The sequence below is a fragment of the Kribbella sp. NPDC051586 genome, assembly GCF_044453965.1.
Lineage (GTDB): Bacteria > Actinomycetota > Actinomycetes > Propionibacteriales > Kribbellaceae > Kribbella.
On the sequence record NZ_JBITDF010000001.1, the window covers coordinates 1,363,939 to 1,387,805 of the forward strand.

Genomic DNA, 23,867 nt, shown 5'->3' on the forward strand with positions numbered 1-23,867 from the left:
GGCAGCCGTCGACCACGGGAGGGTCCGGACGCGTGCTCGAGACTTATCGCGGTATCCCGCACTTGTTGGACACCTGGCTCGTGCTCACCGGCATGACCCTGCCGATCGCCATTTCCGCACTCCGCCGACCGGGCGACCTGATCCCCCGGCTGGCCGCGTTCTGCATGCCGGCCGCGTTCGCGCTGGTCATCGCGGCGACGCTCAGCCCGACCGCGCACCGCCTAGGCCAGGTCGGCGAGTGCGGCACGCACCTGACCACGACCGGTGGCCTGACGTCGCTCCAGGGCCTGCTCAACATCATCCTGTTCGTCCCGGCCGCGGGCATGCTCACGCTGGCCAGCGGCCGCCCCGGCGACGGCATCGCCGCCGGGATCGGGATGTCCGCCGCGGTCGAGGCGGTGCAGGCGCTGGTCCCGCAGCTCGGCCGCTCGTGCCAGCTGCACGACCTGATCGCGAACTCGATCGGCGCCTTCTGCGGCGTCGGGCTCGTCGCCGGCCTGCAGAGCCTGCTCCGGAGCCGCTACCTGGTCGTCACCCCGCCGTACGTCGTGGAGCACGCCGCGCTGCTCGTCGTACGCCGCTCGCGGCGGCCGGCCCGGCATCGGCGCGGGACCCTCGTCCCGGCGAACCGGCCGGGCGCGCCGGTCAGATATCACAGAACGAACACACAGTTATCCGGATAGTTATCCACAGGTTGTGGATAGAACGGGGGATGACCGCGTGACTACCTGGGGATAACTGTGCCGATACCTTCCCCACCCACCGCCCCGGTCGATCACGGCCGGACGTCCAACCCGAGCGAGGCCGCGACGACCATCGCCTGGGTCATGTCGATCCGGGCATCCCGGAGCGTGACGGTCAGTGGATCGAGGGTCGACAGGTCCGATCCGCGCAGGTCGGCGCCGGTGAGATCGGCCCGCTGGAGGCTCGCTCCGGACAGATCGAGGTCCCGCAAGGACGCCTTCGCCGCCCGGATCCCGGTCAGCTCCGCCTCGCGGAACTTCGCCCCGCTGAAATCGGTCCCCTTCAGATCTGCGCCCGGGAGCGCGGTGAACGACCAGTCCCCGCCGTTCACCTTCAGCAGGTTGTAGCTGCAGTCGTCGAAGAAGCTGCCGACCATCTTGCAGCGGGTGAACGTCGTGTCGAACAGCGAGCACCGGACGAACGTGCAGTTCACGAACGCGGCGTCGGTGTGGGTCGAGGCGTTGAACCGGACCCCGCGGAACGTGCACTCCTCGAACACCCCGCCGCGGTTGTCCACCTCGGTGAGGTCGGAGTCGACGAACAGCACCCGCTGGTAGGTCTGCCCGGACGGGTCCGCGTCGTCCCAGTCCCGGATCGTCGACTCGGTCGGCACGCCTCGTCGTCGGTCAGCCATGACTCTCCCTCGCTTGTTCGGGCCCTCAGCCTGTCACGCCGTGCCGACACTGTGATGCTGACGACGGAGAACGGTAGGGCGACCGACAAATACGAACCGCACGATGGAGGGGTGACCGGAACAGAGCGGGTGATGGTGTTCGGCGCGGGGGGATTCCTCGGCGCCAGGATCTGCGCGCTGCTCGACGACCGCGGGGTCGAGTACCGCGGCCTGAGCCGGACCCGGAGCGAGCCGTACCGGCGCTGCGACCTGGCCGCGATGCATCCGTACGCGCTGGATACCCAGATCGGGATGTACAAGCCGACGGTGGTCATCAACGCGGTCGGCGCCACCCTCGGCGAGCCTGCCGAGCTGGTCCGGGCGAACGTGATCGCCGTCGAGGCCCTGCTCGCCTCGCTCCGGGACAACGCCGGCCACGCCCGGTTCGTCCAGCTCGGCTCCGCGGCGGAGTACGGCGGCGCTCCGCACGGCACGAGCCTCGACGAGCAGACCGTGCCGAGGCCGCTCGGTCCGTACGGGCTGACCAAGCTGGCCGGCTCGGAGCTCGTCCTGCGGGCGCAGCGCGGCGGCGCGGATGCCGTCGTACTCCGGATCTTCGACGTGATCGGGCCGGGGGCGCCGGCGAGCACGCTCACCGGACGGGTGATCCAGGACCTCAGGGCGCGGCACCTGATCGAGGTCGGCTCGCTCGATGTCTGGCGCGACTTCGTCGACGTCCGGGACGCGGCCGAAGCCGTCCTCGCGGTCGCGCTCGCGGACGCCACCCTGCCGCCCGTGCTGAACGTCGGCACCGGGCGGGCGACCCTGGCCCGCGATGTAGCCGGCCAGCTGTTCGAGCTGAGCGGCCAACCGGCGACCATCGTGGACGATGCCGACCAGGAGACCGCGCTCGGTGCACCGTGGCAGCAGGCCGACACCACGCTGATCGGGGAGCAGCTCGGGTGGTCGCCGAAGATCGCCCTCGACCAGTCCCTCGCCGACAGTTGGGCGGCTACCTCTGGACAATAGGGCCGTGGAGATCCGCTCGCTCACTGAGGCCGCGCCGGACCGGCGACCACCTGCGGTCAACGAGGACCTCGTCCTGACCGGACCTGACTTCGCCGTCGTCCTCGACGGCGCCAGTCCTCCTCGGGTGCGGGTGGACTCTGGCTGCCGGCACACGGTCGCCTGGCTGGTCATGCGGCTGGCAACCGAGCTCGCGACCCCACTCCTGACGCACTCGTCCGCCCCGTTGACCGACCTCCTCGCCGGCGCGATCACGGCGGTCCGCGCGTCCCACGCCGGCACCTGCGACGTCGCCAATCCCGACAGCCCGTCGTCCACGGTCGCGATGGTCCGCTTCGGGCCTGACCACGTGGAGCATCTGGTCCTCGCCGACTCACCCGTCGTGATGCGCTCGCCCGAGGGCCGGATCACCGTCCACAGCGATGACCGCATCGACCTTCTCCCCGACCGCTCCCTCGAGACCGTACGACGGCTGCGTAACCAGCCCGGTGGCTTCTGGGTGGCGAGCACCGAGCCCAAGGCGGCGTACGAGGCCGTCGTCGGCACCACGGACCGCGCGGACGTCGAGGCGATCGCACTCCTCACCGACGGGGCGTCGCGCTACACCGAGCGGTACGGGCACTCGTGGGAGGAGCTGCTCGACGTACTGAGCAGCGAAGGCCCCCGTCGATTGGTCGAGCGGGTGCGGGCGCACGACGCCGCAGCCACCACGAGCGGCAAGCAGTACGACGATGCGAGCGTCGTACTGCTTCAGGGACCGTAGGTCGGGAAGTTCGGGCCGGGCCGGTGGTACCGCGGGGCGTACTGCGGCGGCCCGACCGGGCGCGGCAGGTCCTGGATCGGTGGCGGCATCGCCCGGGTGTGCTGCCAGCCGGTGACCTGGAGCATCAGCAGGGACGCGGCGACAGCGGCCACGATGAGCAGGACGGTGGCGACCGTGAAGCCGATGTCGACACCCAGCGCGACCCGGACCATGAAGTCCTGCATGTCGTAGATGTCGACGTACGGACTGCTCGCGTCGCTGCTCTCCGACACCTGGATCAGGCGGACGAACCACACGATGAAGCCGATCACCGCGACGGCGCCACCGCCGACGAGGATCACCCAGAACGCCGTCCACGTCGCCCACCAGCTGTAGAGCAACGCGCGGACCCGGCCGGACCGCGGCCGGCCCTCGCCGGTCGGTTCGCTGGCCCTGGTGACGTCCTGGACGATCTGGAACGGGTACCAGAACTGCACGATCGGGCAGAACCAGGCCCCCACCACCCAGCCGGTGGCCCGCCGGTGCGGACCGCGCATCGGGTCAGCGGGGATCGCGGGGCGCGGTGCGAAGGGTGAGTGCAGGAAGTCGGTGTTCTCGCGGGCCTGCCACAGCCAGATCAGGAAGGCGATCCCGGTCCCCATCAGCAGGTAGCTGACCAGGTTCAGCAGTGGGCCGGTGCCGGAGATCGACTCGACGCCGCGATCGATCTCCTCCTCGGAGAGCAACCCGTACACGAGACGCTTGACGTCGTCGTACGACCGCCAGAGGAGCACCGACTGGATCACCGCCGCGAGCGCGGTCAGCCCCATCAGCACGATGCTGACGATCGCGACCTTCCGCAGCGGCCGGTACCGAGGCGGCGGCTGGTACGGCAGCGGCTGGTACGGCACCGGGTACGGCCACGGTCCCCTGTTCGGCCCCGGATAAGGCTGAGTCACCCTTCCACCTCCCCGCAGCCAAGTTAACCCCACGCCCAACTCACACGGCGGCGAAAGTCTCCCGTACGGCGGGCAACGCGAGCTCCCGGTCCACAGCGGACAACCCGATCCGCGTCCGCCGGTCGAGTACGTCGTCCTCGGTGAGCGCGCCCTCGTGCCGGACGGCGAACTGCAGCTCGGCGTACGTCGTGCGCAAGCCTGGCGCGATCGGCCGCTGCAACTCGGGCGGGCCGGCGATCACCTGCGGTGCTTCGACGCCGTACCGCTGCACGAACCGCGCCGGGGCCCGGACCGCGGCCAGCCGCACGCGGTCGGCTGCCCCGACGAGCGGGATCCGGTGCGTCTCGCAATGGCGCCGCACCTCGAGGTGCGACTGCGCGAGCGCCTTGTCGAGGACGTCCTGCGCCATCCGGCGGTACGTCGTCAGCTTCCCGCCGACGATCGTCACCACGCCGTCCGGACTGGTGATCACCGCGTGCCGCCGGGAGATGTCCGCGGTCTTGTCCTCGCCCTTGTGGTGGCCGGTGTCGAGCAGCGGCCGCAGCCCGGCGTACGTGCCGAGCAGGTCCGCCCGCGTCACCGGCTGCTGGACCGCGGAGCTGATCGTGTTGAGCAGGAAGTCGATCTCGGCCTCGGTCGCGTGCGGTACGTCGTTCACCGGGCCGGGCGCGTCCTCGTCGGTGAGGCCGACGTACACCCGGTCGTCGGGCGCCGGGATCGCCATCACCACCCGGCGGAGCTCGCCCGGCACGGGCACGGTGAGCACGGCGGACAGGCCGCCGAAGACGGACTGCGGCAGGACCAGGTGGGTGCCGCGGCTCGGCCGGAGTTTGATGCCGGAGGCAACTTGATCGGCCCAGATCCCGGCCGCGTTGATGACCGTCCGGGCGTCCACCGTGAGTCGGTCGCCGGTCAGTTGGTCGACCAGGACGGCGCCGCGCCCGGTCACCTCGGTGGCGGCGACCCTGGTCAGGATGCGAGCGCCGTACTGCGCCGCGGTCCGGGCGATCGCGACCACCAGCCGGGCGTCGTCGTACAGCTGGCCGTCCCAGGTCAGGAAGCCGCCGCGCATCCCCTCGGGTCTGAGCGTCGGCGCGTACCGCAGGATCTCGGCCGAGCTGACCCGGCGGGAGTGGGGCAGGTAGTCGTCGCTGGTCCGCGCGAAGGTCCGCAGGACGTCGCCGCCGAGGAACGCCGACCGCAGCATCGCGGCCTGCGCGAACTTTGCCTGCGGCAACCACGGCGCGATCTGCGGGATCGGGTGCACCAGGTGCGGCGCCGTCGTCTTCATCAGGATGCCGCGCTCGACCGCGCTCTCGTACGCGATCCCGACGTGGCCCGAGGCCAGGTAGCGCAGGCCGCCGTGCACCAGCTTGGAGCTCCAGCGGCTGGTCCCGAAGGCCAGGTCGTGCTTCTCCACCAGGGCAACCGTGAGTCCGCGGGCGGCCGCGTCCAGCGCAACGCCGGCACCGGTGACCCCACCGCCGACGACGAGCACGTCGACCTGCCCCGTCGCACCGAGCCAGTCGAGCTCGCGGGACCGCCGGGCCGCGTTGAGACTCGCGTTGCCCACGGTGCTGAATGCCTTCCCCGCCCCACCGCCCCGGTCGATCATGGGGTCAAATACCTGGTCAGCATCATCCGCAGCTCCTCGTCGAGCTTCGTGTACTCGTCCTTCTCCGCCATCACCGGCCCGGACACCGCGGATGCCAGTGAGACGAGGATGATCTGCCGGGCCAGCCACACCGGGTCGCCGTCGCGGATCGAGTCGTCGGCCTGCCCCTGGCGGATCCCCTCCTCGACCAGCGCGAGATGCGCGACCGTGCTGCTGCCGCGGCGCTCGAGCAGGTACGGCGTGAGGAACTCGGGGTCGAGCTCGATGATCTTGCGCATCAACGGGTGGACCCGGGTCTTGGCGACGACCTCGACCACGCCCTCGACCAGGCGGGCCCGGCCGTCGGCGGCGTCCGGCTGGAACGCGGACACCAGCGCGATCGTCCACTCGCGCGTCATCAGCGCGGCGACGACGGCCTGCACGTTGGGCCAGCGGCGGTACAGGGTCGCGCGGGAGACCTCCGCGTGCCGGGCGATGTCGGCCATCGTCATCCGGCGCATCCCGATCGCCAGCAACAGCTCGTAGGCCGCATCCAGGATCCGTTCCTCGCCGATCGCATTCGCGGGCGTGGGACGGGTGCTGGTCTCCTGCTCTGATTCGCTGCTACGCTGAGACATCACATGTCAGAGTGTATCAGCGACTCGGGCATCCCGGAACTGTCCAGGGGAGGTGGGAGCCAGGGGGTTCCACCTCCCCTGGACGCTACCCCGCACGACCGCCGAAAGGGAGCCACCCGTGACCGAATCAGACCTCCCGGTGGCACAACTCACGCCCGGCCGCTGGGGCGACCCCGCCCAGGTAGTCGAACTGCCCACCGCAGCCCTCGAGGCCCTGAAGCAACTGGGCGTCCACCGCCCGCCCGCTGAGCCAGACGGCGCAGCCGCTCCGGCCGCCGCGTCGAGACCAAGTGCTGTGGATCGGCCCGAGTTGACCGGTCCGCAGTTGGCCTTCCTTACGTCGATCGTGGGCTCTGAGCACGTGAAGTCCGACTTGGACTCTCGCTGGGCGCACACGCGGGGGTATTCGACGACGGATCTGCTGCGGTTCCGGGCCGGCGACGCCTCGGACATGCCGGACGCGGTCGTCTACCCAGGCACGCACGACGAGGTGGCCGCCCTGCTCGCCGGCTGTGCTTTCGTCAGCCTCGCCGTCGTGCCGTACTCGGGCGGCACCTCCGTCGTCGGCGGCCTCGCTCCGTCCGGCCGTTTCATCACCGTGGACCTGCTCCGGCTGGATCAGCTGGTCGAGCTCGACGAGGTGTCCCGGACCGCCACCCTGCAGGCAGGAGTACGCGGACCCGCGGCAGAGCGCCTGCTCGCCGAGCGCGGGTACACCCTCGGCCACTTCCCGCAGTCCTACGAAGGCGCCTCGATCGGCGGCTACGCGGCCGCGCGCTCCAGCGGACAGTCCTCGGCGGGGTACGGCCGTTTCGACCAGATGGTCGTCGGCCTGACCCTCGCCACGCCCCGCGGCACCATCGAGCTCGGCCGAGCGCCGATGTCCGCGGCCGGGCCCGATCTCCGCCAGCTCGTCCTCGGCTCCGAAGGCGCCTTCGGCATCATCACGTCGGTCGTCGTGCGGATTCGCCCCCGCCCGACCGAGCGCCACTTCGAGGGCTGGCGGTTCGACAGCTTCGACGCCGGTCTGACCGCGGTACGACGCCTCGCGCAGGACGGACCGCTCCCGACCGTGCTGCGCTTGTCCGACGAGGTGGAGACCGCGGTGAACCTCGCCGACCCGGACGTCCTCGGCGGCGGATCCGGCGGCGTCCTCGCGATCATCGGCTTCGACGGCCCGTACAACCCCGCGACCGCGGACGCCCTGACGGCAGCCGGCGGGCAGAACCTCGGCGAAGGCCCTGGTGAGACCTGGCGCACCGGGCGCTACCGCGCGCCGTACCTCCGCGATCCGCTCCTCGACGAAGGCGCCCTCGTCGAGACCCTCGAGACAGCGGCCTTCTGGTCCCGCATCCCCGCACTGAAGACCGCAGTCACCGAAGCACTCGTGGGCGCATTGAGCACGACACCGCCGTTGGTCCTCTGCCACATCTCCCACGTGTACGAAACCGGCGCCTCGCTCTACTTCACGGTGATCTGCGCACAAGCCGCCGACCCGGTCGAGCAATGGCGGACCGCGAAGTACGCCGCCAACCAGGCGATCGCCGACGCCGGCGGCACGATCTCCCACCACCACGGCGTCGGCACCGACCATCGGACGGCGTACCACTCGGAGATCGGATCGCTCGCGGTCGAAGCCCTGCAGGCCGTCAAGCACACCCTCGACCCCGACGGCGTCCTCAACCCGGGCATCCTGATCTGACGCTTGACTTCAAGTTTGCTTGAGGTATGACGGTGTCGACATGACTCCTGATACCTCGAACCGTCCTGTCGCGCTGATCACCGGTGCGTCCGCCGGACTCGGGCTCGCGCTGGCCCACGGGCTGGCCGACCGCGGCTGGACGCTGGTGATCGACGCCCGCGGCGCCGGTCCGCTGAAGGACGCGGCCGATGCCCTCGCCAACCGCACCGACGTCGTCCCGCTCGCCGGCGACGTGACCGATCCCGAGCACAGGTTCGATCTGGTCGACGTGGTGAATCAACTCGGTCGGCTCGACCTGCTCGTCAACAACGCCAGCTACCTCGGCCCGAGCCCGTTGCAGGCGCTCGAGGCGGCAGACCTCGACGAACTGCGTCGCGTCTACGAGGTCGACGTACTCGCACCGATCGCGCTGACGCAGGCGCTGCTGCCCGCACTCACCGCGGCGTCCGGCGTACTGATCAACATCAGTTCCGACGCCGCAGTGGAGGCTTACGAGACCTGGGGCGGCTATGGATCGGCCAAGGCCGCACTCGACCACGCGACGCGAGTACTGGCGGCCGAGCACCCCACGCTGTCTGTGTATGCGGTCGATCCGGGTGATCTGCGGACGGCGATGCACCAGGACGCGTTCCCGGGCGAAGACATCTCGGACCGGCCTGAGCCGGCGACCGCAGTACCTGCGTTCCTGAAGCTGCTGGACAGCCGGCCCGCCAGTGGCCGGTACCGCGCGGCCGAGTTCGCGCCGGCGGTGACGTCGTGAAAGTGCACCCACACACCAGGTTCGTCCTCCCGGACGCGCTGAACGCCGGCGAACCACCGGAGGCCCGGGGCCTGCGCCGGGACGAGGTGAAGCTGCTGGTCGCGGAGGGGTCGACCATCTCGCACACCCGCTTCGACCGGATCGGAGAGCACCTGCGGCCCGGAGACCTGTTGCTGGTCAACACTTCCGGCACACTGCCCGCGGCGGTCGACGGTCCAGCGGTCACCGTGCACTTCTCGACGGCGCTCGACGACGGCACCTGGGTGGTCGAGCTGCGGAACGGCAGTGCACCGAAGTTCGACGGTACGCCGGGCGACCAGGTGAAGCTGCCGGAAGGCGTGCTGACCTTGCTGGCGCCGTACGAGCCGGAGAGCAATCGCCTGTGGATCGCCAGGCCACCGGTGCCTGACGTACTCGGGTATCTGCAGCGGCACGGGCGTCCGATCACCTACAACTACATCGGCAGGCGCTGGCCGTTGGCGGCGTACCAGACTGTCTTTGCGCGCGAGCCGGGCAGTGCGGAGATGCCAAGCGCGGCAAGGCCGTTCAGCTTCGAGCTGGTGAGCCATCTGGCGTCGCAGGGCGTACTGATCGCGCCGATCCTGCTGCACTGCGGTGTGTCCTCACTGGAGAGCCACGAGGCGCCCCAGCCCGAGCGGTACGACGTACCCGCGCACACGGCTCGTTTGGTCAACTGGGTCAAGGCGAACGGCGGACGCGTCATCGCCGTAGGCACCACTGCTGTCCGAGCCATCGAGTCCGCGTACGACGGCTCGGTCAACCCCACCCACGGCTGGACTGACTTGGTTCTCAGCCCGGACCGGCCGCCGCACGTAGTAGACGGGCTCATCACCGGCTGGCACGCGCCTGAGGCGTCGCATCTGCTTCTGCTGGAATCTGTTGCCGGTACTGAACTGGTGCAGCGCGCGTACGACGCCGCAGTACAGGAGAACTACCTCTGGCACGAGTTCGGGGACAGCGCCCTGCTGCTGCGGGGCTGATGGGTCATGCCTTCGTCCCGATGATCAGACGCTCGCGGTCGAACACCGCTGACGCGACGCGCCAGCCGATGCGGTTGAGCGCAAGCAGAACTACTGCCGCGACTACTCCGGTCAGCAGGGACACTTCGATGACGTTGAGGGCGATCAGGATCGCCAGCGCCACGGACGGCAGGCTGGCCACGGTGGAGAGTTGCTGCGCCACGCGGATGTCGTTGGATCGCGTGGAGATGAATATGGCGACCCAGATCGACCAGCCGGCCAGCAGTGGCGTGAACACCACCTGGGCGACCACGTCGGACGGGCGGATGAGCGCTGCCGCCACACCAGGCTGAGCGAAGAGCTCGACGCAGATCAGGAACAGCGCGAAGACGGCGTACGCGACGATGCCCGCGGGGACGAATGTGGCGAGTGCCTTGCCGAGCAGCAGTTCCTCGCGGCGGATCGGCGTGGTCAGCAGCGGCTCGAGCGTGCCCTGCCCGCGCTCGCCGACCACCGAGTACGAGGCGACCAGGGACGGGACGAGGGCCGGGATGCCGAGCATGTACAGCAGCACGTGTTCGTGTCGCAGCGGCTCCGAGGCCGATGACGACAGCGCGAAGACGGTGATCAGAGGCTGCACGGAGAAGATCAGCGGAATGATGGCCATCCCAACGACCATGGACCGGTTCCGCCGGAACTCGCGCAGTTCCTTGGTGACGATGGCGCGGACCAGTCTGGGGTTGACTGTCATGACTGCCCTGCCGGTACGTCGACGAGCTCCAGGTAGACGTCTTCGAGCGAATGGTGCGACGGGCTGATCGACAAGACGTCGGCGTCGGCCTGCACCAGCGCCCGCGTGACATCCGGCGCTGTCAGCTCCGGATCGGCCACGGTCAGCACGTAGGTGGATGGGGTGTCCTCGTGCCAACTGCTGACACCGGTGACGCTTCCGAAGACGTGGTCGGGTGCGGTGAGCGGGACCGCGGTTCGGACGGTGAGAGTGCGGGCGAAGAGCTGGTCGCGCAACTGGTCGGGTCGGCCGATGGTGCGCAAGGTGGTGTTGAGGATGGCGACGCGGTCGCAGAGGCGTTCGGCCTCGTCGAGGCGGTGGGTGGTGAGGAAGATCGTGACGCCACGCTGCCGGAGTTCGTCGATCAGGTCGTGGACCTCGCGGGCGGCAACTGGATCGAGTCCGGAGGTCGGCTCGTCCAGGAAGAGGACCCGAGGATCGTTGAGCAGCGCGCGGGCCAGTGCGACGCGTTGCCGAAGGCCCTTCGACAAGGCCCCGCAGGCATCGTTGGTCCGATCAGTGAGGCGTACGGCGCGCAGTACCTGGTCGATGCGCTCGGAGGCTGCGGGCACCTCGTACAGGTCGGCGAAGCAGCGCAAGTTCTCGAGGACGGTCAGGCGGAGGTACAGCCCGGGTGACTCCGGCATGATCGAGATCTGCCGGCGGATCTCCACGCCGTTGTCCGGCGTGAGTGGGAGTCCGGCGACGGTGGCCGAGCCGGAGGTCGGCGTGAGGAGGGTGCCCAGCGTGCGCACGGTCGTGGTCTTGCCGGCGCCGTTCGGGCCGAGGAATCCGAAGACCTCGCCGTACCCGATCTCGAACGAGACGTCCTCGAAGGCGACGCGATCGCCGAAACGCTTGCTCAGCCGATCGGCCGACAACGCCGGCGCGCTCGGCCGCGACTCGCTCAAGGGCGTTTCGGGCGGCCGACCACCAGCCACGCCGACCCGCCGGCGACCGCCATCATCGTGACCGTCAACGGTCCTGTCGACATGGCGTTCATACCGTCCATGATTCCACCAACCGCGCGGAATCGACCCTCGTTCAGCGCGAGCGGGTGGCAATCGCCTTTTCAGCCGCCCGACGCTCCTTGGCCGACCTGGGAGTTTCATGCTCGGCCGCATCGAGCGAACTGATCCAGCTCGGCGCTTCCGCCGCCCGGCCGACCGGATGCCGCTCGTTCCCAGGCCGCGCTCGCTTGTCCACCGCACGTGGGCTCATATCCAGATGTCCTAACCAGTCGGTCCCCCGTCGGGACGTCACCTGATTAGACGAGTAGTTGCTCCCGCTTGTCATCTGCTTTGATCCAACTGAGCCAAAATTGTGGGCTAGGCCGTTTAAGCGGCTTGTCTGTTGCGGCGCTTGTGATTGGAGAGTTGGAGGAAGATCCAGGCGAGCGCCGCACCGACGATGAAGCCGCCGAGGTGGCCTTGCCAGGAGACGTTGGGGATGACGAAGGACAGTACGGCGGTGACTCCGACGTACATGATGATCCAGGTGATATCGAGCCCGCGGGCGCGGCTGATCACCAGGAGGGCGCCGACCAGGCCGAGGACCGCGCCGGATGCGCCGAGGGTGGCCGAGCCCGGGGCCGCGAGCAGCCAGACCGCGATGCTGCCGCCGAGCGCGGACAGCACGTACAGGATCGTGAACCGGAGCCGGCCGAGCATCTGCTCCAGCGGCGGACCGAGCTGCCAGAGCATGAACAGGTTCGAGAAGATGTGGAAGATCTGCACGTGGGTGAAGGCCGACGTGAGCAGCCGCCACGGCTCGCTCTCGGTCAGCACCGGCACCATCACCAGGTCCTGCAGGATCCGCGGGCTGCCGACGTGTACGGCGATGAACACCAGCACGTTGAGCGCCAGGATCGTGTACGTGACGATCTGGTGGTTGGCGCGCTGGAGGCCGCCGAGGGAGGTCCGGGTCCGCGGAACCGAGCGGATCCCCTCGTTGAAGCAGTTCGGGCACTGGAAGCCGACGGCGGCGCTGTTCATGCAGGACGGGCAGATCGGCCGGTCACAGCGCTGGCAGCGCACCCCGGCGGGCCGATCCGGGTGCCGGTAGCAGACGGTGTCGGTCACGCGGGTGCGTCCTTCGTGGGAGGCGGGGGCCGGTGGCGTGCCGGCCCCGCGGGAAGATTCAGTCAGGCGTTCTTGCGCTCGACGACGACCTTGTTGATGACGATCGGCTCGCGCGGCCGGTCGCCCGGCGCGGTGTCGGCGGTGGCGATCGCGTCGACGACCTTCTTCGACTCGTCGTCGGCGACCTCACCGAAGATCGTGTGCTTGCGGTTCAGGTGCGGGGTCGGCACCACGGTGACGAAGAACTGCGAGCCGTTCGTGCCGTGGCCGAACTGGATGCCGGCGTTGGCCATCGCGAGCAGGTACGGACGGTCGAACTGGAGCTCCGGGTGGATCTCGTCGTCGAACTGGTACCCCGGCGTGCCGGTGCCGGTGCCGAGCGGGCAACCGCCCTGGATCATGAATCCGTCGATCACCCGGTGGAAGGTGAGGCCGTCGTAGAACGGCTTGTTGGTGGGCTGCCCGGTCTCCGGGTCGGTCCACTCCTTGCTGCCGTCGGCCAGGCCGACGAAGTTGCTCACCGTCGCCGGCGCGTGGTTCGGGAACAACCTGATGACGACGTCGCCCTTGTTCGTCTGCAGGGTTGCGTACAGCTCTTCGGCCACGGGAGTCACTCCTAGTCGGATAACGGCTTACGCCCTCGATCCTGTCATGCGGGATCAAGAAGAACGCTATCGACCAGCCGCGGACCCCCCGCCGTACCCTGCCCAACCGCCCGCAGCCCGACGTGGCCGTCTGAGGGGTCAACCCCCGAGATCGCCGGTTGCGGAAGCAGATTCTCGGTCCGCAACCGGCAATCCGAGGGGTTGGCCCCTGAGACGGGCAGAAGCGGATGGGGCTTGGGGCGGATATGTGTGGAGACCGTGGGGTAGGGGCACCGGGTAATCAGGTCTGGACGTCGTACGATGCAGATGCAGCCGGATTTGTCCAGAGACGTAACCGGAAAGAGCCCATGTCGCCGATGGGCGGGAGAGCTGTCCGCTGGGGCGGATGGCACCGAGGAGGGAACCGTGGGTTTGAGGAAGTCCAAGGGCCGGGTCGAGGTCGCGAAGGACCGGGTCCGGCCACTCGCCGAGTCGGCGTCGGAGAAGCTCGGACCGGCCGTGGGTCAGGTCCGTGAGCACCTCGGACCCACTGTGGGTCAGGTCCGTGACCACCTCGGACCCGCCGTGGGCACCGCACGGGAGAAGGTGTCGCCGTACGCCGAGAAGGCCGTCGAGCGGGGCGCGCACCTGGCGCACCAGGCGGTCGAGAAGGCAGGTCCGGCGCTCGACGACGCGCTCGCCAAGGTCGGCCCCGCCACCGAGCACGCGGCCGAGAAGGCCCGTGAGCGGCTCAACGACGACCTACTGCCGAAGGTGACCGCCGCCTTGGCGACCCTCGCCGCGGCCGCAGAGCCCGTCGTCGAGGAGACCGCCCGCCGAGGCAAGGCCACCAAGGCCGCGCTGAAGGGCGAGCTCGAGGTGCCGAAGAAGAGCCACAAGCTCCGCAACGTGATGCTGTTCCTCGGGTTCGGCGCGCTCGCCGCGGCAGCGGTGAAGAAGCTGCTGACCCCGCCGGAGCCGGCCTGGCAGTCCACGCCGACCAGTGGCCGCGACTACAGCTCCGCCCCGGCCGGTTCGGCGACGTCCCGCCCGGCCGACACGGCAGCGTCGTCGTCGGCGTCGTCCACATCGTCAACGTCCTCCGCGACGTCGGCGAACGGCAAGACGGAGACGCCGAACGGCAAGACCGACGCCAAGCCGCAAGCCCCGAAGCAGGATGCTCCCAAGGCCGAGGCCAAGCCGGAGACCAAGGCAGAAGAGGCCAAGGACGACGTGAAGGCCGCGTCGAACGGCGCCGCGAAGAAGACCACCACCAGGAAGTCGACGGGCTCCAGCGAGTCCAAGCCCACCGACTCCTGACGTCACCGCAACGGCGAAGGTCCCGCACCCAGCAGGGTGCGGGACCTTCGTTTGTCCGCGGATGCTTCTGCGGTCAGTTCGGCTGTGGCTCCGCGTCGGGCTTGGTGATCGTGTAGCGGCCGGCGGACAGCAACTGGGTGGCGTACCGATGGGTGATGCACGGGTAGGTGCCGCCGCAGCTGAGGCAGACCGCGTCGTTGCGGTGCAACCAGGGAACGACCTTGAAGCGCCTGATCCAGGTCATCGGCTCGCGGTCGGGTGCGTGCGTCTTGAGCGCCGCGCGGGCGGCGTCCTGGATCTCGGGGGCCGACCATTCCTCGGCGCTCTTGTCCATCAGGGCACTGAGGTCGGGGTGGAGGTGGTCAGTGGTGCGGTCATTGTTCATTTGTATGTCTTCCAGGGCAGGTGGGAGGACGCCTGAATCACTCGCTTCAAACGGTAGTGCCCCGGCGCTGTCACCGCGCCCCGATCGACCCCGATCGAGTGTCAGATCTTCGTCAGGTCTGGCGGTCAGGTCCAGAGTGTCTCGAGCGTGACGCGCGCCTCGAGCTCGAGCAGGTGCCGCTTGGTCGGGATGCCGCCGCCGAAGCCGACCATCTTGCCGCCCGCGCCGACGACCCGGTGGCAGGGCATGACGATCGCGATCGGGTTGCGGTTGCAGGCAGTGCCGACGGCCCGGGCCGCGCCCACATCGCCGACGATCTTCGCGACGTCGCCGTAGGTCTGCATCTCGCCGTACGGGATCCGGGTCAGCTGGGTCCAGACCGCGCGTTCGAACTCGGAGCCGCCGCGGACGGACAGCGGCAGCGTGAACTCCTGGAGCTCGCCGGCGAAGTACGCCTTCAGCTGCTCGGCGGCCTCGGTCAGCAACGGGTCGGTCTCGACCGGACGGTCGGCCGCGCCGAAGTGCAGCCGGCACAGCCCGGTGTCGTCGACCGCCAGGGTCAGATCGCCGATGGGCGAATCGATCACGGACCAGCGCATGTCACCATCCTCCCGCCGGCCACCGACACTTTCTCGCGGAAATGCGCCACCGACCGATGACGACCGGATGTTCTCGCCCGGTCACGCGGTGTTGTGCTATGTGTGATCCATGCCGAGCCGGGCGTCACAGGTACCGCTGGACCGGTGGTTCAGTTCCGAGCGGCCGATGGGTGTGGGCGCGTCGATCCTGATCGGACTGGTCACGGTCACCGCATGGGCGACCGCATGGTCGGACTGGTTCTCGTACCGCACGCTCAAGGTGTACGGCGCCGACCCGGACAAACTCGACCAGGCCGACCTGATCTCCGGCTCGCTCGGCATTATCTCCGCGCTCGCGTTGTTCGCGGCCGCCGTGGTGTTCATCGTCTGGCTCTGGCGGGTCCGGTGGAACGCCGAGATGTTCTGCCGCGGCGAGCACCGCCTCACCCGCGGCTGGGTGCTCGGCTGCTGGCTCGTCCCGGTGGTGAACCTCTGGTACCCCAAGCAGGTCGTCGACGACATCGTCGCCGCCAGCGATCCGCGGACCGATCCGCACACTGCTTCGCTCAAGGAGATCCCGGGCACCCAGCTCGTCTGGGCCTGGTGGCTGACCTGGGTGATCGGACTGGTCACCGGAAACATCGTGCAAAGAGGCGTTCTCGCCGGCGCGTCGCAGCTGGGAGACCTGCGCACGAACGTCATACTGTCCTCCGTCTCGGCGCTGTTCACCACCGGCGCGGCCGTCCTCGCGGTGATCCTGATCCAGCGGATCGACGAGCTCCAGAGCATGCGTCCGTGGGTGCCGTGGTGGTCGGTCGGGACACCGCGCAACGGCTACCAACCTCCTGCGCGGTAAACCAACCTCACCGGGGCGGTGGGGTGGGAAAAGTATCGATACCGTCACGCGCCGTCCAATGCCTCGTTACCAATGGTGATGGGCGTACGAAAAGAACACGTTAAGTCGACACCCTCCGTGCTGGGGCCGACTCCCTTGGCGTACCTACTTCGTGGTATCAATGTGGCTCGGTCATGCGGGGGCAGGACCTGGCCGAAGCGCCGAACAGACGACGGAGTTCCAGCGACGCGAGGGACGCGAGACGTGAGCCACCCGCAGGCATTATTGACTGCTGTCGAGGACGAGGAAGAGTGGCAGCCGCACGCGGCTGAGGAGTTCCAGCAGGTCGGGACGGTCGGGAAGATCGCCATCGGACTGCTGGGGGCGTCAACGGTCACTCATCTGCTGTCCACCTGGTCGGACTGGAACACGTACTCCGTCGTCCACCGCTACCTCGGCGGCATGCCGAACGTCGACGACGCGGATCTCAACCGCGCCGACGCCATCGCCAAGGTCACCGCGATCCCGAACGTGATCATCTCGGTCGCCGCCGCGGTCGTCTTCGTCATCTGGCTCTGGCGGGCCCGGGTCAACTCCGAGGTGTTCTGCCAGGCCGACCACCGCCGCAGCCATGGCTGGGTGCTGGCGAGCTGGTTCTGCCCCGGACCGAACCTCTGGTACCCCAAGCAGATCGTCGACGACGTCTGGCTCGCCAGCGATCCGAAGACGCCCGTCTACACCGACGACCTGCGCCGGTTCAGGACTCCGCCCCTCACGTCGGTGTGGTGGGTGGCCTGGATCGGCGCTCTCGCGTTCGACGTGGTGGTCCGCCGGTTCCTGATGTGGATGGAAGCGACCGTCGGTTCGCTCCGCGGGATCGCCCTGGCCGGTACGGCGTCGCTCGTACTGACCGCGGTGTCGGCGGTCGCCGCGACGATGGTGATCCGCAAGATCAACCACATGCAGACCACCCGCACGTGGCTGCCGTGGTGGGACCAGGCGCCGAAGCTGAGCGCCGTCCCGTCGTACGAGGTGACCCAGGTCCCGTCGTACGCGAACGACGACACCGACGAGCAGCCCGCGATCTCCGAGCCGATCGCCGCGTCGCCCTCGATGGGTCTGATCCGCGAGCCGCAACCGCAGCTGCAGATGGCCGGCGGTCCCCAGGCGCCGGCAGGCAGCCCGTTCGCACCGGCCGCAGCGCAGGCCCCGAGCCCGTTCGCTCCGGCCCCGGCCGAGCCGCAGGGCTTCCCGGGTGACGGCGCCGCCGCACCGGCCGCGTTCGCCGGTGATCCGGTGATCGAAGAGTCGCCGAAGTGGAGCCCGTTCGCTCCGGTGGCGGAGAGCTGGCAGGACGACAACGCCGGTCCCGCGACCGAGCAGTTCAGCCCGATCGAGTCCTGGCGGGACGAGAAGCCGGCCGCCGAGACGACGTTCGAGTCGGCGTCGTCCTGGAGCGACTACCGCAGCACCGACGACGCGCTCGGCACGACGAGCACGACGAGCAGCTGGCTCGACGAGGCCGCGCCGATGACCGTCGTCCAGCCGGACCCGTACGCGTACCAGCCGGAGCCGCAGCAGCCGGAGGAGCCGTGGGCGGCGCGCTACTCCGAGCCGTACTCGTACGAGACCGACTACACGTCCTCCACAGTGGAGGCGCAGACCGCACCCGAGCCTGAGCCCGCGCCAGTTGCGCGCGCCGGACGCCGGGCCGCTCGGGTCGCGGTCGACAGCCCCTCGGCGATCCAGCCGGCCGTCGACAACCACTCCACCCACGCGGCGGAGTCCGAGCACACCTACTCGGCGTACTCCGACCACAGCGTCTACGGCCAGTCGGAGCACTCGCAGCCGTCGTCGCACGTGTCGGCGTCCTCCGGGTACTACGAGCCGGCCCCGAGCAACCAGGCCTACCAGGAGCCGGACGACTTCCTGACGCCGTCGAAGCCGCTCCCACCGGTCCCGTCGTACGGCCCCGAGCCGACCTACTCGTCGAACAACGAGGAGTACACGAGCTACGAGACGTCGTACAGCTCGGACTACTCGCCGTACAGCAACAACACCGGCTCGGAGTACGGCAGCACCAGCTACAGCTCGAGCAACTACGAGTACGACGCCTACAACAGCAACACCGGCTCGGAGTACACGAGCACGGAGTCGTACGAGACCTACAGCCCGAACTACGCCTCGGAGTCGTACGGTTCGCAGTACTCGCCGGAGCCGGAGCAGACCGAGTACCAGCAGCAGTCGCCGTACGCGTACGAGGAGCAGCCGGCCGACCCCGAGCAGCCGACCGCCCCGCGGACCCAGCCGCGCCGCGGCCGCTGGGTCTGATCAAATAGCTGTATGCGTCTAGGTTTCGCCACCCTCGGTTGTCCCGGAGCTCCGCTCGACGATGTCCTGACGCTTGCCCAGGGCAACAAGTTCGCCGGTCTGGAACTGCGGGCCGCGCCGGACGAGTTCACCCACACCGGCCTGACCGGTGCGCAGCGGCGTGAGCTGCGCACGCGGATCGAGGATGCCGGTCTGGAGATCTTCGCGGTCAGCAGCTATGTGAAGCTCTGCGCGGTCGAGGAGCAGCCGCTCGAAGCCCATCTCGAGCTGGCCGGGGACCTCGGCGCCCGCGGCGTGCGCGTCTTCCCCGGTGACGATCCAGCCGATGACACCGGTACGACGGACTCTCCCAGCGCAGGCGAGATCCGCGCCCTCGACCGGGTGACGACCGCACCGCGGGAGGTGCCGATCCTCCTGGAGACGCACGACTCGCACTCGACCGCCCGGCAGGTCGCCGCTCTCTGCGCGCTCCTCGACACCAACGTCCCTGGCCACAACGTCAAGGCGATCTGGGACAGCTCGCACACCTGGTCGCACGGCGAGACGCTGGCCGAGTCCTTCGCCCTGTTGAAGCCCTGGGTCGATGTCGTCCAGTTCAAGCAGGCCGACTCGCAGCAGGACTACCGCCCGGTGGCCATCGACGCGGGCGACTTCCCGATCCAGGAGCTGCTGCAGACCCTCGCCGGGACCGACTACCCGCTCTCACTGGAGTGGGAGCTCAAGTGGCACCCGCACCTGCCGTCGCTCGCCGAGACGCTGCCCGCGGTTCACGCCTGGCTGGGCGACGGCGCGGTCAAGTAGCGCGTGATGGTCGGGCCGAGCCACCCGATGACCTCGTCGATGGACATGTCCACGATCGGCTTGAGCTCGAGGATGTAGCGGCACAGCGCGAAGCCAAGCGCCTGCGTGGAGATCAGTCCCGCTCGGACCGCCGGCTGATCCACGCCGGCCCGTTGGATCGTGGGAGCGAGTTGCGCGATGAACACCTGCCGCATCCGCTCGGCCGACGTCTCGTTGGTCACCGCGGTGCGCAGCAGCACGCGTAGCGTGTCGTCCTCCTCCCAACGCTCGACCAGATGGCGCACCAGCACCTCGCCCGCCCGCTCCCGCGGTACGTCGCTCAGATCTGGCAGCCGTACGTCGAACTCCGCTGCCGCGGCGAACAGCTTCTCCTTGCTGCCGTAGTACCGCATCACCATCGCCGGGTCGATCGCCGCGTCGGCCGCGATCGCCCGGATCGTGGCCCGCTCGTACCCGTCCGCGCCGAACCGCTCCCGCGCCGCGGCCAGGATCGACGCCCGGGTCCGGTCCGACTTCTTCTCCGCCATCCCCTCAGCATATGCCAACGGTTGTTGACTTTTACAGAGAGCGGTTCTACGGTAAAAGTCAACAAGCGTTGATAAAACAGAAAATCCCTCACTTCAAGCGGGGTGAGGGGCTCGGGAAAGGAGCGACGATGACTCCGCGGAATGCAGAGGTCGTAGTAGTGGGTGCGGGTCCGGTCGGGCTTGCGGTGGCGGCCGGTCTGCGGCTGCACGGGCGCGACGTGGTGGTGATCGACAAGCAGGCCGAGGGCACGAACACTTCCCGGGCGTGCGTGATCCACCCGCGGACGCTTGAGGTGCTGGAGCCGCTCGGTGTGACCAAGCAGCTCGTCGAGCGCGGGCTGGAGCTGGAGGACTTCTCGATCCGGGCCGGCGACCGCAAGCTGATCCCGGTCGGCTTCGAAGACCTGAAGACCGACTATCCGTTCGTGACGATGATCCCGCAGCCGGTCACCGAGCAGGTCCTGCTCGACCGGCTCGAGGAGCTCGGCGGCACGGTCCTGCGCCCGTACGCCGCGACCGGGCTGGTCCAGACCCCGGACGGCGCCGAGGTCACGCTCGACAACGGCGACGTGATCCAGGCGAAGTACGTCGTCGCGGCCGACGGCATGCACAGCACGATCCGCGAGCTGGCCGGGCTGCGGATGCCCGGCAACACGCTGGAGCTGTCGTTGAGCCTCGTCGACATCCGCGTCGAAAGCGGCCTGCCGACCGATGAGGTCGGGCTGTACTTCGCGGCAGCCGGACTGCTCGTGGTCGCGCCCTTGCCGGACGGAAGCTTCCGGTTGGTCGCCGAGGTGCACGACGCGCCCGAGCACCCCGACCTGGCGTTCGCGCAGCACCTGGTGGACGACCGCGGTCCGAGGAAGTCCCACCCGAAGGTCACCGAGGTGGTCTGGGGCTCGCGCTTCCGGATCCACGAGCGGGTCGCGGACGAGTACCGGTCCGGACGCGTGCTGCTCGCCGGCGACGCGGCCCACACGCACAGCCCGGCCGGCGGCCAGGGCATGAACCTGGGCCTCCGCGACGCGGTGACCCTGTCGGATGCACTGTCGAAGGCGCTGGCGGGTGACGAGTCCGGTCTCGACGCCTACGCCACGACGAGTCGCGCGGAGGCAGTCCGGGTGATCGGGCTGGCGCACCGCCTGACGAGGTTGGCCAACGTTCCCCGGCCGATCCGCCCGGTGCGCAACGCAGTACTCAGGTTCGCGGGTCGCCTCGGCAGGACGCAGGAGGGCATGGCCAAACAGCTCGCCGGCTTCCCGGAGCGCTAACCGGCAGTCGATGCGCGGATCTGCAGGGTGTACGGGACGGTGAGGTCGCGGTGGGCGGCCTCGCCGTTCCCGGCGATCCGGTCGAGGAGCAGGGCGACCGCGTTGTCGGCCAGCCACTCCTTGTCCGGCGAGATCGTGGTCAGCGCCGGCGAGTGGTACCGGCCGTCCTCGATGTCGTCGAAGCCCACCACGGCAACGTCCGCCGGGACCCGCAGCCCGGCGTCGGCCAGCGTTCGCAGCGCGCCGAGGGCGAGCAGGTCGTTGAAGCAGAAGACCGCGTCGGGCGGCTCGCGAAGCGCCAGCAGTTCGCGCATCGACGCGGCGCCGTCCTCCCGGTGGTATCCCGTGCCGGCGAGCTCGAGCGCCGGGTCGTGCGGCAGCCCGGCCGCCTTGAGCGCCTTCCGGTATCCCTTCCGCCGGACCGCTCCGGTGCTCGTCCCGCCGACGCCGATGGCCGCGATCCGACGTCGTCCGAGCGAGATCAGATGCGTGGTGGCGTCGCACGACGCCTGCACCGAGTCGACCGCGACCCGGTCGAACTGGCCGCCGGCCGGTCGCTCGCCGAGCAGGACCAGCGGCTTCCCGGCGTCCGCGACAGTCAGCTTGGCCGGCACGGTGGTGATCGGGGAGAAGATGATGCCGTCGATCAGTTGCCCGCGCATCCCGTCCAGGACCAGCTTCTCGGCCGCGGCTTCGCCCTCGGTCTGGTCGATCAGCACGGTGATCCCGCGGCGCTTCGCGGCCCGGCTGATCTCGGCACCGAGCTCGGCGAAGTACGGCGAGGCCATCTCCGGAATGGCCAGCGCGATGAAATCCGAGCGGCCCTTGCGCAGCGAGCGGGCGCTGACGTTCGGCCGGTAGTCCAGGGCGGCGATCGCGGCCTCGACCTTGGCCCGGGTCCGCGCGGTGATGTGCGGGTAGTCGTTGATCACGTTCGACACGGTCTTGACCGAAACGCCGGCCCGCGCGGCCACGTCACTCAGCCTGGTCGCCATCGGAGATCCTCCAGTCACCCGCCTGTCGCCCGAGTCTGCCATCGCCGAACTCTTTACAGCGATTGTCAATCGTTGTAGACAACCACGTTAAACGTTGTAAACGACTCTGGGGAGGCTGAAGTCGTGTCTGCTCGGCTTGTGGTGGACCCTGCTTTCGTCGTCGGCCCGCTTGACCGGCGTTTGTTCGGATCGTTCGTCGAGCACATGGGGCGGTGCGTCTACACGGGGATCTACGAGCCGGGGCATCCGAGTGCCGACGCGGACGGGTTTCGCGCGGACGTGCTCGAGCTGGTGCGGGAGCTCGGCGTCACCGCGGTCCGCTACCCGGGCGGGAACTTCGTCTCGAACTACGACTGGGAGGACGGGGTCGGGCCCAAGGAGCAGCGACCCCGGCGGCTCGATCTGGCCTGGCGGGCGATCGAGCCGAACCAGTTCGGCACCGACGAGTTCGTCGCCTGGTCGCGCAAGGCCGACGTACAGCCGATCTGGGCGGTGAATCTGGGGACCCGCGGGATCCGCGAGGCCGTCGACCTGCTGCAGTACTGCAACCTCCCGGCCGGCACCGCGCTCAGCGACCGCCGGATCGCGAACGGCAGCCCGAAGCCGCACGACATCCGGATCTGGTGCCTGGGCAACGAGATGGACGGCCCGTGGCAGATCGGCCACAAGACCGCCGAGGAGTACGGCCGGCTCGCCGAGGAGACCGCGAACGCGATGCGCCGGGTCGAGCCCGGCCTCGAGCTGGTCGCCTGCGGTTCGAGCAACGCCGGCATGCCGACGTTCGGCGAATGGGAACGCATCGTCCTCGAGCGCACCTACGACCTCGTCGACCACATCAGCCTGCACGCGTACTACGAACCGCGCGATGGCGATCAGGCGAGCTTCCTGGCCGCGGCCGAGGAGATGGACCGGATGATCTCCTCCGTCATCGCGACCGCCGACCACGTGAAGGCGCTCAAGCGCAGCGACAAGCAGCTGACGCTGTCGTTCGACGAGTGGAACGTCTGGTACCAGCAGCACTTCCCGGGCGAGCTCGGCCTCGGCATCCGTGAGGTCGGCCCGCTGATCGAGGACAGCTACACCGTCGACGCCGCAGTCGTGGTGGGGAGCCTTCTCATCACGCTGCTCCGCCACGCCGACCGCGTGAAGATTGCTTGCCTCGCGCAACTGGTCAACGTGATCGCCCCGATCCGCACCGAGCCCGGCGGCCGCGCCTGGCGGCAGACCATCTTCCATCCCTTCGCGCTGACCGCGCGGTACGCGGGTCCGACCGTGCTGCAGACGGCGATCGACGGCGGACCGGAGATCGACACCGCCGCCTTCGGCAGGATCCCGGCGCTGTGGAGCACAGCGACGTACGACGAGAGCACCGGTGAGACCGCGATCTTCGTGGTGAACCGGAGTGAGACCGACAAGATCGACCTGGAGATCCCGGTGACCGGACGACTGGTCCAGCACCTGGCTCTGTACGACGATGACCGGTCCGCGGTGAACACCGCGGACCAACCGGACCGGGTCACGCCCCGGACCGTGGATGGCACCGCGATCGTCGACGGTGTCTGCACCGCCACGTTGCCGCCCGCTTCGTGGCATTTGATCCGTACAAGTTGA

The 23,867-nt window shown here is 69.2% G+C and carries 24 protein-coding genes; 12 read left to right on the forward strand and 12 right to left on the reverse strand.

Going from position 1 to position 23,867, the window contains the following annotated elements:
• Positions 1-32 precede the first annotated feature (32 nt).
• Complete coding sequence (locus ACIA58_RS06785) at positions 33-683, forward strand: VanZ family protein (RefSeq protein ID WP_396402613.1); 651 nt, start codon at positions 33-35, stop codon at positions 681-683.
• A 92-nt stretch (positions 684-775) separates the two neighbouring features.
• Here the strand turns inward: ACIA58_RS06785 and ACIA58_RS06790 are convergent, their stop codons facing one another.
• A complete protein-coding gene (locus tag ACIA58_RS06790) occupies positions 776-1,378 on the reverse strand; it encodes a pentapeptide repeat-containing protein (protein ID WP_396402614.1) in 603 nt (200 codons plus the stop codon).
• A 111-nt stretch (positions 1,379-1,489) separates the two neighbouring features.
• On the opposite strand from ACIA58_RS06790, the gene ACIA58_RS06795 reads away from it, so the two are divergent.
• Together ACIA58_RS06795 and ACIA58_RS06800 are read left to right on the forward strand one after the other, a co-directional pair.
• The gene (locus ACIA58_RS06795; RefSeq protein WP_396402615.1) at positions 1,490-2,386 is read left to right on the forward strand and encodes an NAD-dependent epimerase/dehydratase family protein; all 897 of its coding nucleotides are present in this window, start codon (positions 1,490-1,492) and stop codon (positions 2,384-2,386) included.
• Between the two features lie 4 nt (positions 2,387-2,390).
• The gene (locus tag ACIA58_RS06800; RefSeq protein ID WP_396402616.1) at positions 2,391-3,146 is read left to right on the forward strand and encodes a protein phosphatase 2C domain-containing protein; all 756 of its coding nucleotides are present in this window, start codon (positions 2,391-2,393) and stop codon (positions 3,144-3,146) included.
• Here the strand turns inward: ACIA58_RS06800 and ACIA58_RS06805 are convergent.
• From ACIA58_RS06805 to ACIA58_RS06815, 3 genes are read right to left on the reverse strand one after another with little or no spacing between them, the layout of a single operon-like run.
• Positions 3,134-4,084 carry a DUF4328 domain-containing protein gene (locus tag ACIA58_RS06805; RefSeq protein ID WP_396402617.1) on the reverse strand — a complete coding sequence of 317 codons (951 nt, stop codon included), beginning with the start codon at positions 4,082-4,084 and terminating at the stop codon, positions 3,134-3,136. The two genes, ACIA58_RS06800 and ACIA58_RS06805, sit on opposite strands and share 13 nt — an antisense overlap.
• A gap of 40 nt (positions 4,085-4,124) precedes the next feature.
• Complete coding sequence (locus tag ACIA58_RS06810; RefSeq protein ID WP_396402618.1) at positions 4,125-5,699, reverse strand: glycerol-3-phosphate dehydrogenase/oxidase; 1,575 nt, start codon at positions 5,697-5,699, stop codon at positions 4,125-4,127.
• Positions 5,696-6,316, reverse strand: coding sequence for a TetR/AcrR family transcriptional regulator (locus tag ACIA58_RS06815; protein ID WP_396402619.1), 621 nt, complete (start codon positions 6,314-6,316; stop codon positions 5,696-5,698). The genes ACIA58_RS06810 and ACIA58_RS06815 overlap by 4 nt, the downstream gene beginning before the upstream one ends.
• Before the next feature lie 118 nt (positions 6,317-6,434).
• Here ACIA58_RS06815 and ACIA58_RS06820 point away from each other — a divergent pair, with 118 nt between their 5' ends.
• Genes ACIA58_RS06820 through ACIA58_RS06830 form a run of 3 tightly spaced genes read left to right on the forward strand, consistent with a single transcriptional unit; the run spans position 6,435 to position 9,779 of the window.
• Complete coding sequence (locus tag ACIA58_RS06820; protein WP_396402620.1) at positions 6,435-8,018, forward strand: FAD-binding oxidoreductase; 1,584 nt, start codon at positions 6,435-6,437, stop codon at positions 8,016-8,018.
• Between the two features lie 40 nt (positions 8,019-8,058).
• Positions 8,059-8,778, forward strand: coding sequence for an SDR family NAD(P)-dependent oxidoreductase (locus ACIA58_RS06825; RefSeq protein ID WP_396402621.1), 720 nt, complete (start codon positions 8,059-8,061; stop codon positions 8,776-8,778).
• Entirely contained in the window at positions 8,775-9,779 is a 1,005-nt protein-coding gene (locus ACIA58_RS06830; RefSeq protein WP_396402622.1) for an S-adenosylmethionine:tRNA ribosyltransferase-isomerase, read from the forward strand. Before ACIA58_RS06825 ends, ACIA58_RS06830 begins: the two co-directional genes overlap by 4 nt.
• 4 nt (positions 9,780-9,783) lie before the next feature.
• Here ACIA58_RS06830 and ACIA58_RS06835 read toward each other — a convergent pair whose 3' ends face one another.
• The 4 genes from ACIA58_RS06835 to ACIA58_RS06850 form a co-directional block, all read right to left on the reverse strand.
• On the reverse strand, positions 9,784-10,509 hold the full coding sequence (locus tag ACIA58_RS06835) for an ABC transporter permease (RefSeq protein ID WP_396402623.1): 726 nt from the start codon (positions 10,507-10,509) through the stop codon (positions 9,784-9,786).
• Complete coding sequence (locus tag ACIA58_RS06840; protein WP_396402624.1) at positions 10,506-11,459, reverse strand: ABC transporter ATP-binding protein; 954 nt, start codon at positions 11,457-11,459, stop codon at positions 10,506-10,508. The genes ACIA58_RS06835 and ACIA58_RS06840 overlap by 4 nt, the downstream gene beginning before the upstream one ends.
• A 426-nt stretch (positions 11,460-11,885) precedes the next feature.
• Entirely contained in the window at positions 11,886-12,629 is a 744-nt protein-coding gene (locus tag ACIA58_RS06845) for a rhomboid family intramembrane serine protease (RefSeq protein ID WP_396402625.1), read from the reverse strand.
• A gap of 62 nt (positions 12,630-12,691) precedes the next feature.
• Positions 12,692-13,234: a peptidylprolyl isomerase gene (locus ACIA58_RS06850; RefSeq protein ID WP_396402626.1), complete on the reverse strand. Its 543-nt coding sequence runs from the start codon at positions 13,232-13,234 to the stop codon at positions 12,692-12,694.
• Positions 13,235-13,639: 405 nt separating this feature from the next.
• Here ACIA58_RS06850 and ACIA58_RS06855 point away from each other — a divergent pair, with 405 nt between their 5' ends.
• Positions 13,640-14,533: a hypothetical protein gene (locus ACIA58_RS06855; protein WP_396402627.1), complete on the forward strand. Its 894-nt coding sequence runs from the start codon at positions 13,640-13,642 to the stop codon at positions 14,531-14,533.
• A gap of 73 nt (positions 14,534-14,606) precedes the next feature.
• Here the strand turns inward: ACIA58_RS06855 and ACIA58_RS06860 are convergent, their stop codons facing one another.
• Both ACIA58_RS06860 and ACIA58_RS06865 read right to left on the reverse strand, forming a co-directional pair.
• The gene (locus ACIA58_RS06860) at positions 14,607-14,918 is read right to left on the reverse strand and encodes a hypothetical protein (RefSeq protein ID WP_396402628.1); all 312 of its coding nucleotides are present in this window, start codon (positions 14,916-14,918) and stop codon (positions 14,607-14,609) included.
• Positions 14,919-15,043: 125 nt separating this feature from the next.
• Positions 15,044-15,517 (reverse strand): methylated-DNA--[protein]-cysteine S-methyltransferase, encoded by a 474-nt coding sequence (locus ACIA58_RS06865; RefSeq protein ID WP_396402629.1) that lies wholly within the window; start codon positions 15,515-15,517, stop codon positions 15,044-15,046.
• A 109-nt stretch (positions 15,518-15,626) separates the two neighbouring features.
• Here ACIA58_RS06865 and ACIA58_RS06870 point away from each other — a divergent pair, with 109 nt between their 5' ends.
• From ACIA58_RS06870 to ACIA58_RS06880, 3 genes are all read left to right on the forward strand, one after another.
• Positions 15,627-16,352, forward strand: a complete 726-nt coding sequence (locus tag ACIA58_RS06870) for a DUF4328 domain-containing protein (protein ID WP_396402630.1) — start codon at positions 15,627-15,629, stop codon at positions 16,350-16,352.
• A 243-nt stretch (positions 16,353-16,595) separates the two neighbouring features.
• On the forward strand, positions 16,596-18,662 hold the full coding sequence (locus ACIA58_RS06875; protein WP_396402631.1) for a DUF4328 domain-containing protein: 2,067 nt from the start codon (positions 16,596-16,598) through the stop codon (positions 18,660-18,662).
• Positions 18,663-18,674: 12 nt separating this feature from the next.
• Positions 18,675-19,463 carry a sugar phosphate isomerase/epimerase family protein gene (locus ACIA58_RS06880; RefSeq protein ID WP_396402632.1) on the forward strand — a complete coding sequence of 263 codons (789 nt, stop codon included), beginning with the start codon at positions 18,675-18,677 and terminating at the stop codon, positions 19,461-19,463.
• Here ACIA58_RS06880 and ACIA58_RS06885 read toward each other — a convergent pair.
• Positions 19,430-19,990, reverse strand: coding sequence for a TetR family transcriptional regulator (locus tag ACIA58_RS06885; protein ID WP_396402633.1), 561 nt, complete (start codon positions 19,988-19,990; stop codon positions 19,430-19,432). The genes ACIA58_RS06880 and ACIA58_RS06885 overlap by 34 nt on opposite strands.
• Positions 19,991-20,118: 128 nt before the next feature.
• On the opposite strand from ACIA58_RS06885, the gene ACIA58_RS06890 reads away from it, so the two are divergent.
• The gene (locus tag ACIA58_RS06890; protein WP_396402634.1) at positions 20,119-21,261 is read left to right on the forward strand and encodes an FAD-dependent oxidoreductase; all 1,143 of its coding nucleotides are present in this window, start codon (positions 20,119-20,121) and stop codon (positions 21,259-21,261) included.
• Here the strand turns inward: ACIA58_RS06890 and ACIA58_RS06895 are convergent.
• Entirely contained in the window at positions 21,258-22,256 is a 999-nt protein-coding gene (locus tag ACIA58_RS06895) for a LacI family DNA-binding transcriptional regulator (RefSeq protein WP_396402635.1), read from the reverse strand. The genes ACIA58_RS06890 and ACIA58_RS06895 overlap by 4 nt on opposite strands.
• Positions 22,257-22,379: 123 nt before the next feature.
• Between ACIA58_RS06895 and ACIA58_RS06900 the strand changes: the two genes are divergently transcribed.
• A complete protein-coding gene (locus ACIA58_RS06900; RefSeq protein ID WP_396402636.1) occupies positions 22,380-23,867 on the forward strand; it encodes an alpha-N-arabinofuranosidase in 1,488 nt (495 codons plus the stop codon).

Coding starts and splice junctions, on each gene's coding strand:
- ACIA58_RS06790 (WP_396402614.1), bottom strand. CDS start 1,378: ATGGCTGACCGACGACGAGGCGTGCCGACCGAGTCGACGATCCGGGAC.
- ACIA58_RS06810 (WP_396402618.1), bottom strand. CDS start 5,699: ATGATCGACCGGGGCGGTGGGGCGGGGAAGGCATTCAGCACCGTGGGC.
- ACIA58_RS06815 (WP_396402619.1), bottom strand. CDS start 6,316: ATGTCTCAGCGTAGCAGCGAATCAGAGCAGGAGACCAGCACCCGTCCC.
- ACIA58_RS06825 (WP_396402621.1), top strand. CDS start 8,059: ATGACTCCTGATACCTCGAACCGTCCTGTCGCGCTGATCACCGGTGCG.
- ACIA58_RS06835 (WP_396402623.1), bottom strand. CDS start 10,509: ATGACAGTCAACCCCAGACTGGTCCGCGCCATCGTCACCAAGGAACTG.
- ACIA58_RS06860 (WP_396402628.1), bottom strand. CDS start 14,918: ATGAACAATGACCGCACCACTGACCACCTCCACCCCGACCTCAGTGCC.
- ACIA58_RS06865 (WP_396402629.1), bottom strand. CDS start 15,517: ATGCGCTGGTCCGTGATCGATTCGCCCATCGGCGATCTGACCCTGGCG.
- ACIA58_RS06870 (WP_396402630.1), top strand. CDS start 15,627: ATGCCGAGCCGGGCGTCACAGGTACCGCTGGACCGGTGGTTCAGTTCC.
- ACIA58_RS06880 (WP_396402632.1), top strand. CDS start 18,675: ATGCGTCTAGGTTTCGCCACCCTCGGTTGTCCCGGAGCTCCGCTCGAC.
- ACIA58_RS06885 (WP_396402633.1), bottom strand. CDS start 19,990: ATGGCGGAGAAGAAGTCGGACCGGACCCGGGCGTCGATCCTGGCCGCG.
- ACIA58_RS06890 (WP_396402634.1), top strand. CDS start 20,119: ATGACTCCGCGGAATGCAGAGGTCGTAGTAGTGGGTGCGGGTCCGGTC.
- ACIA58_RS06895 (WP_396402635.1), bottom strand. CDS start 22,256: ATGGCGACCAGGCTGAGTGACGTGGCCGCGCGGGCCGGCGTTTCGGTC.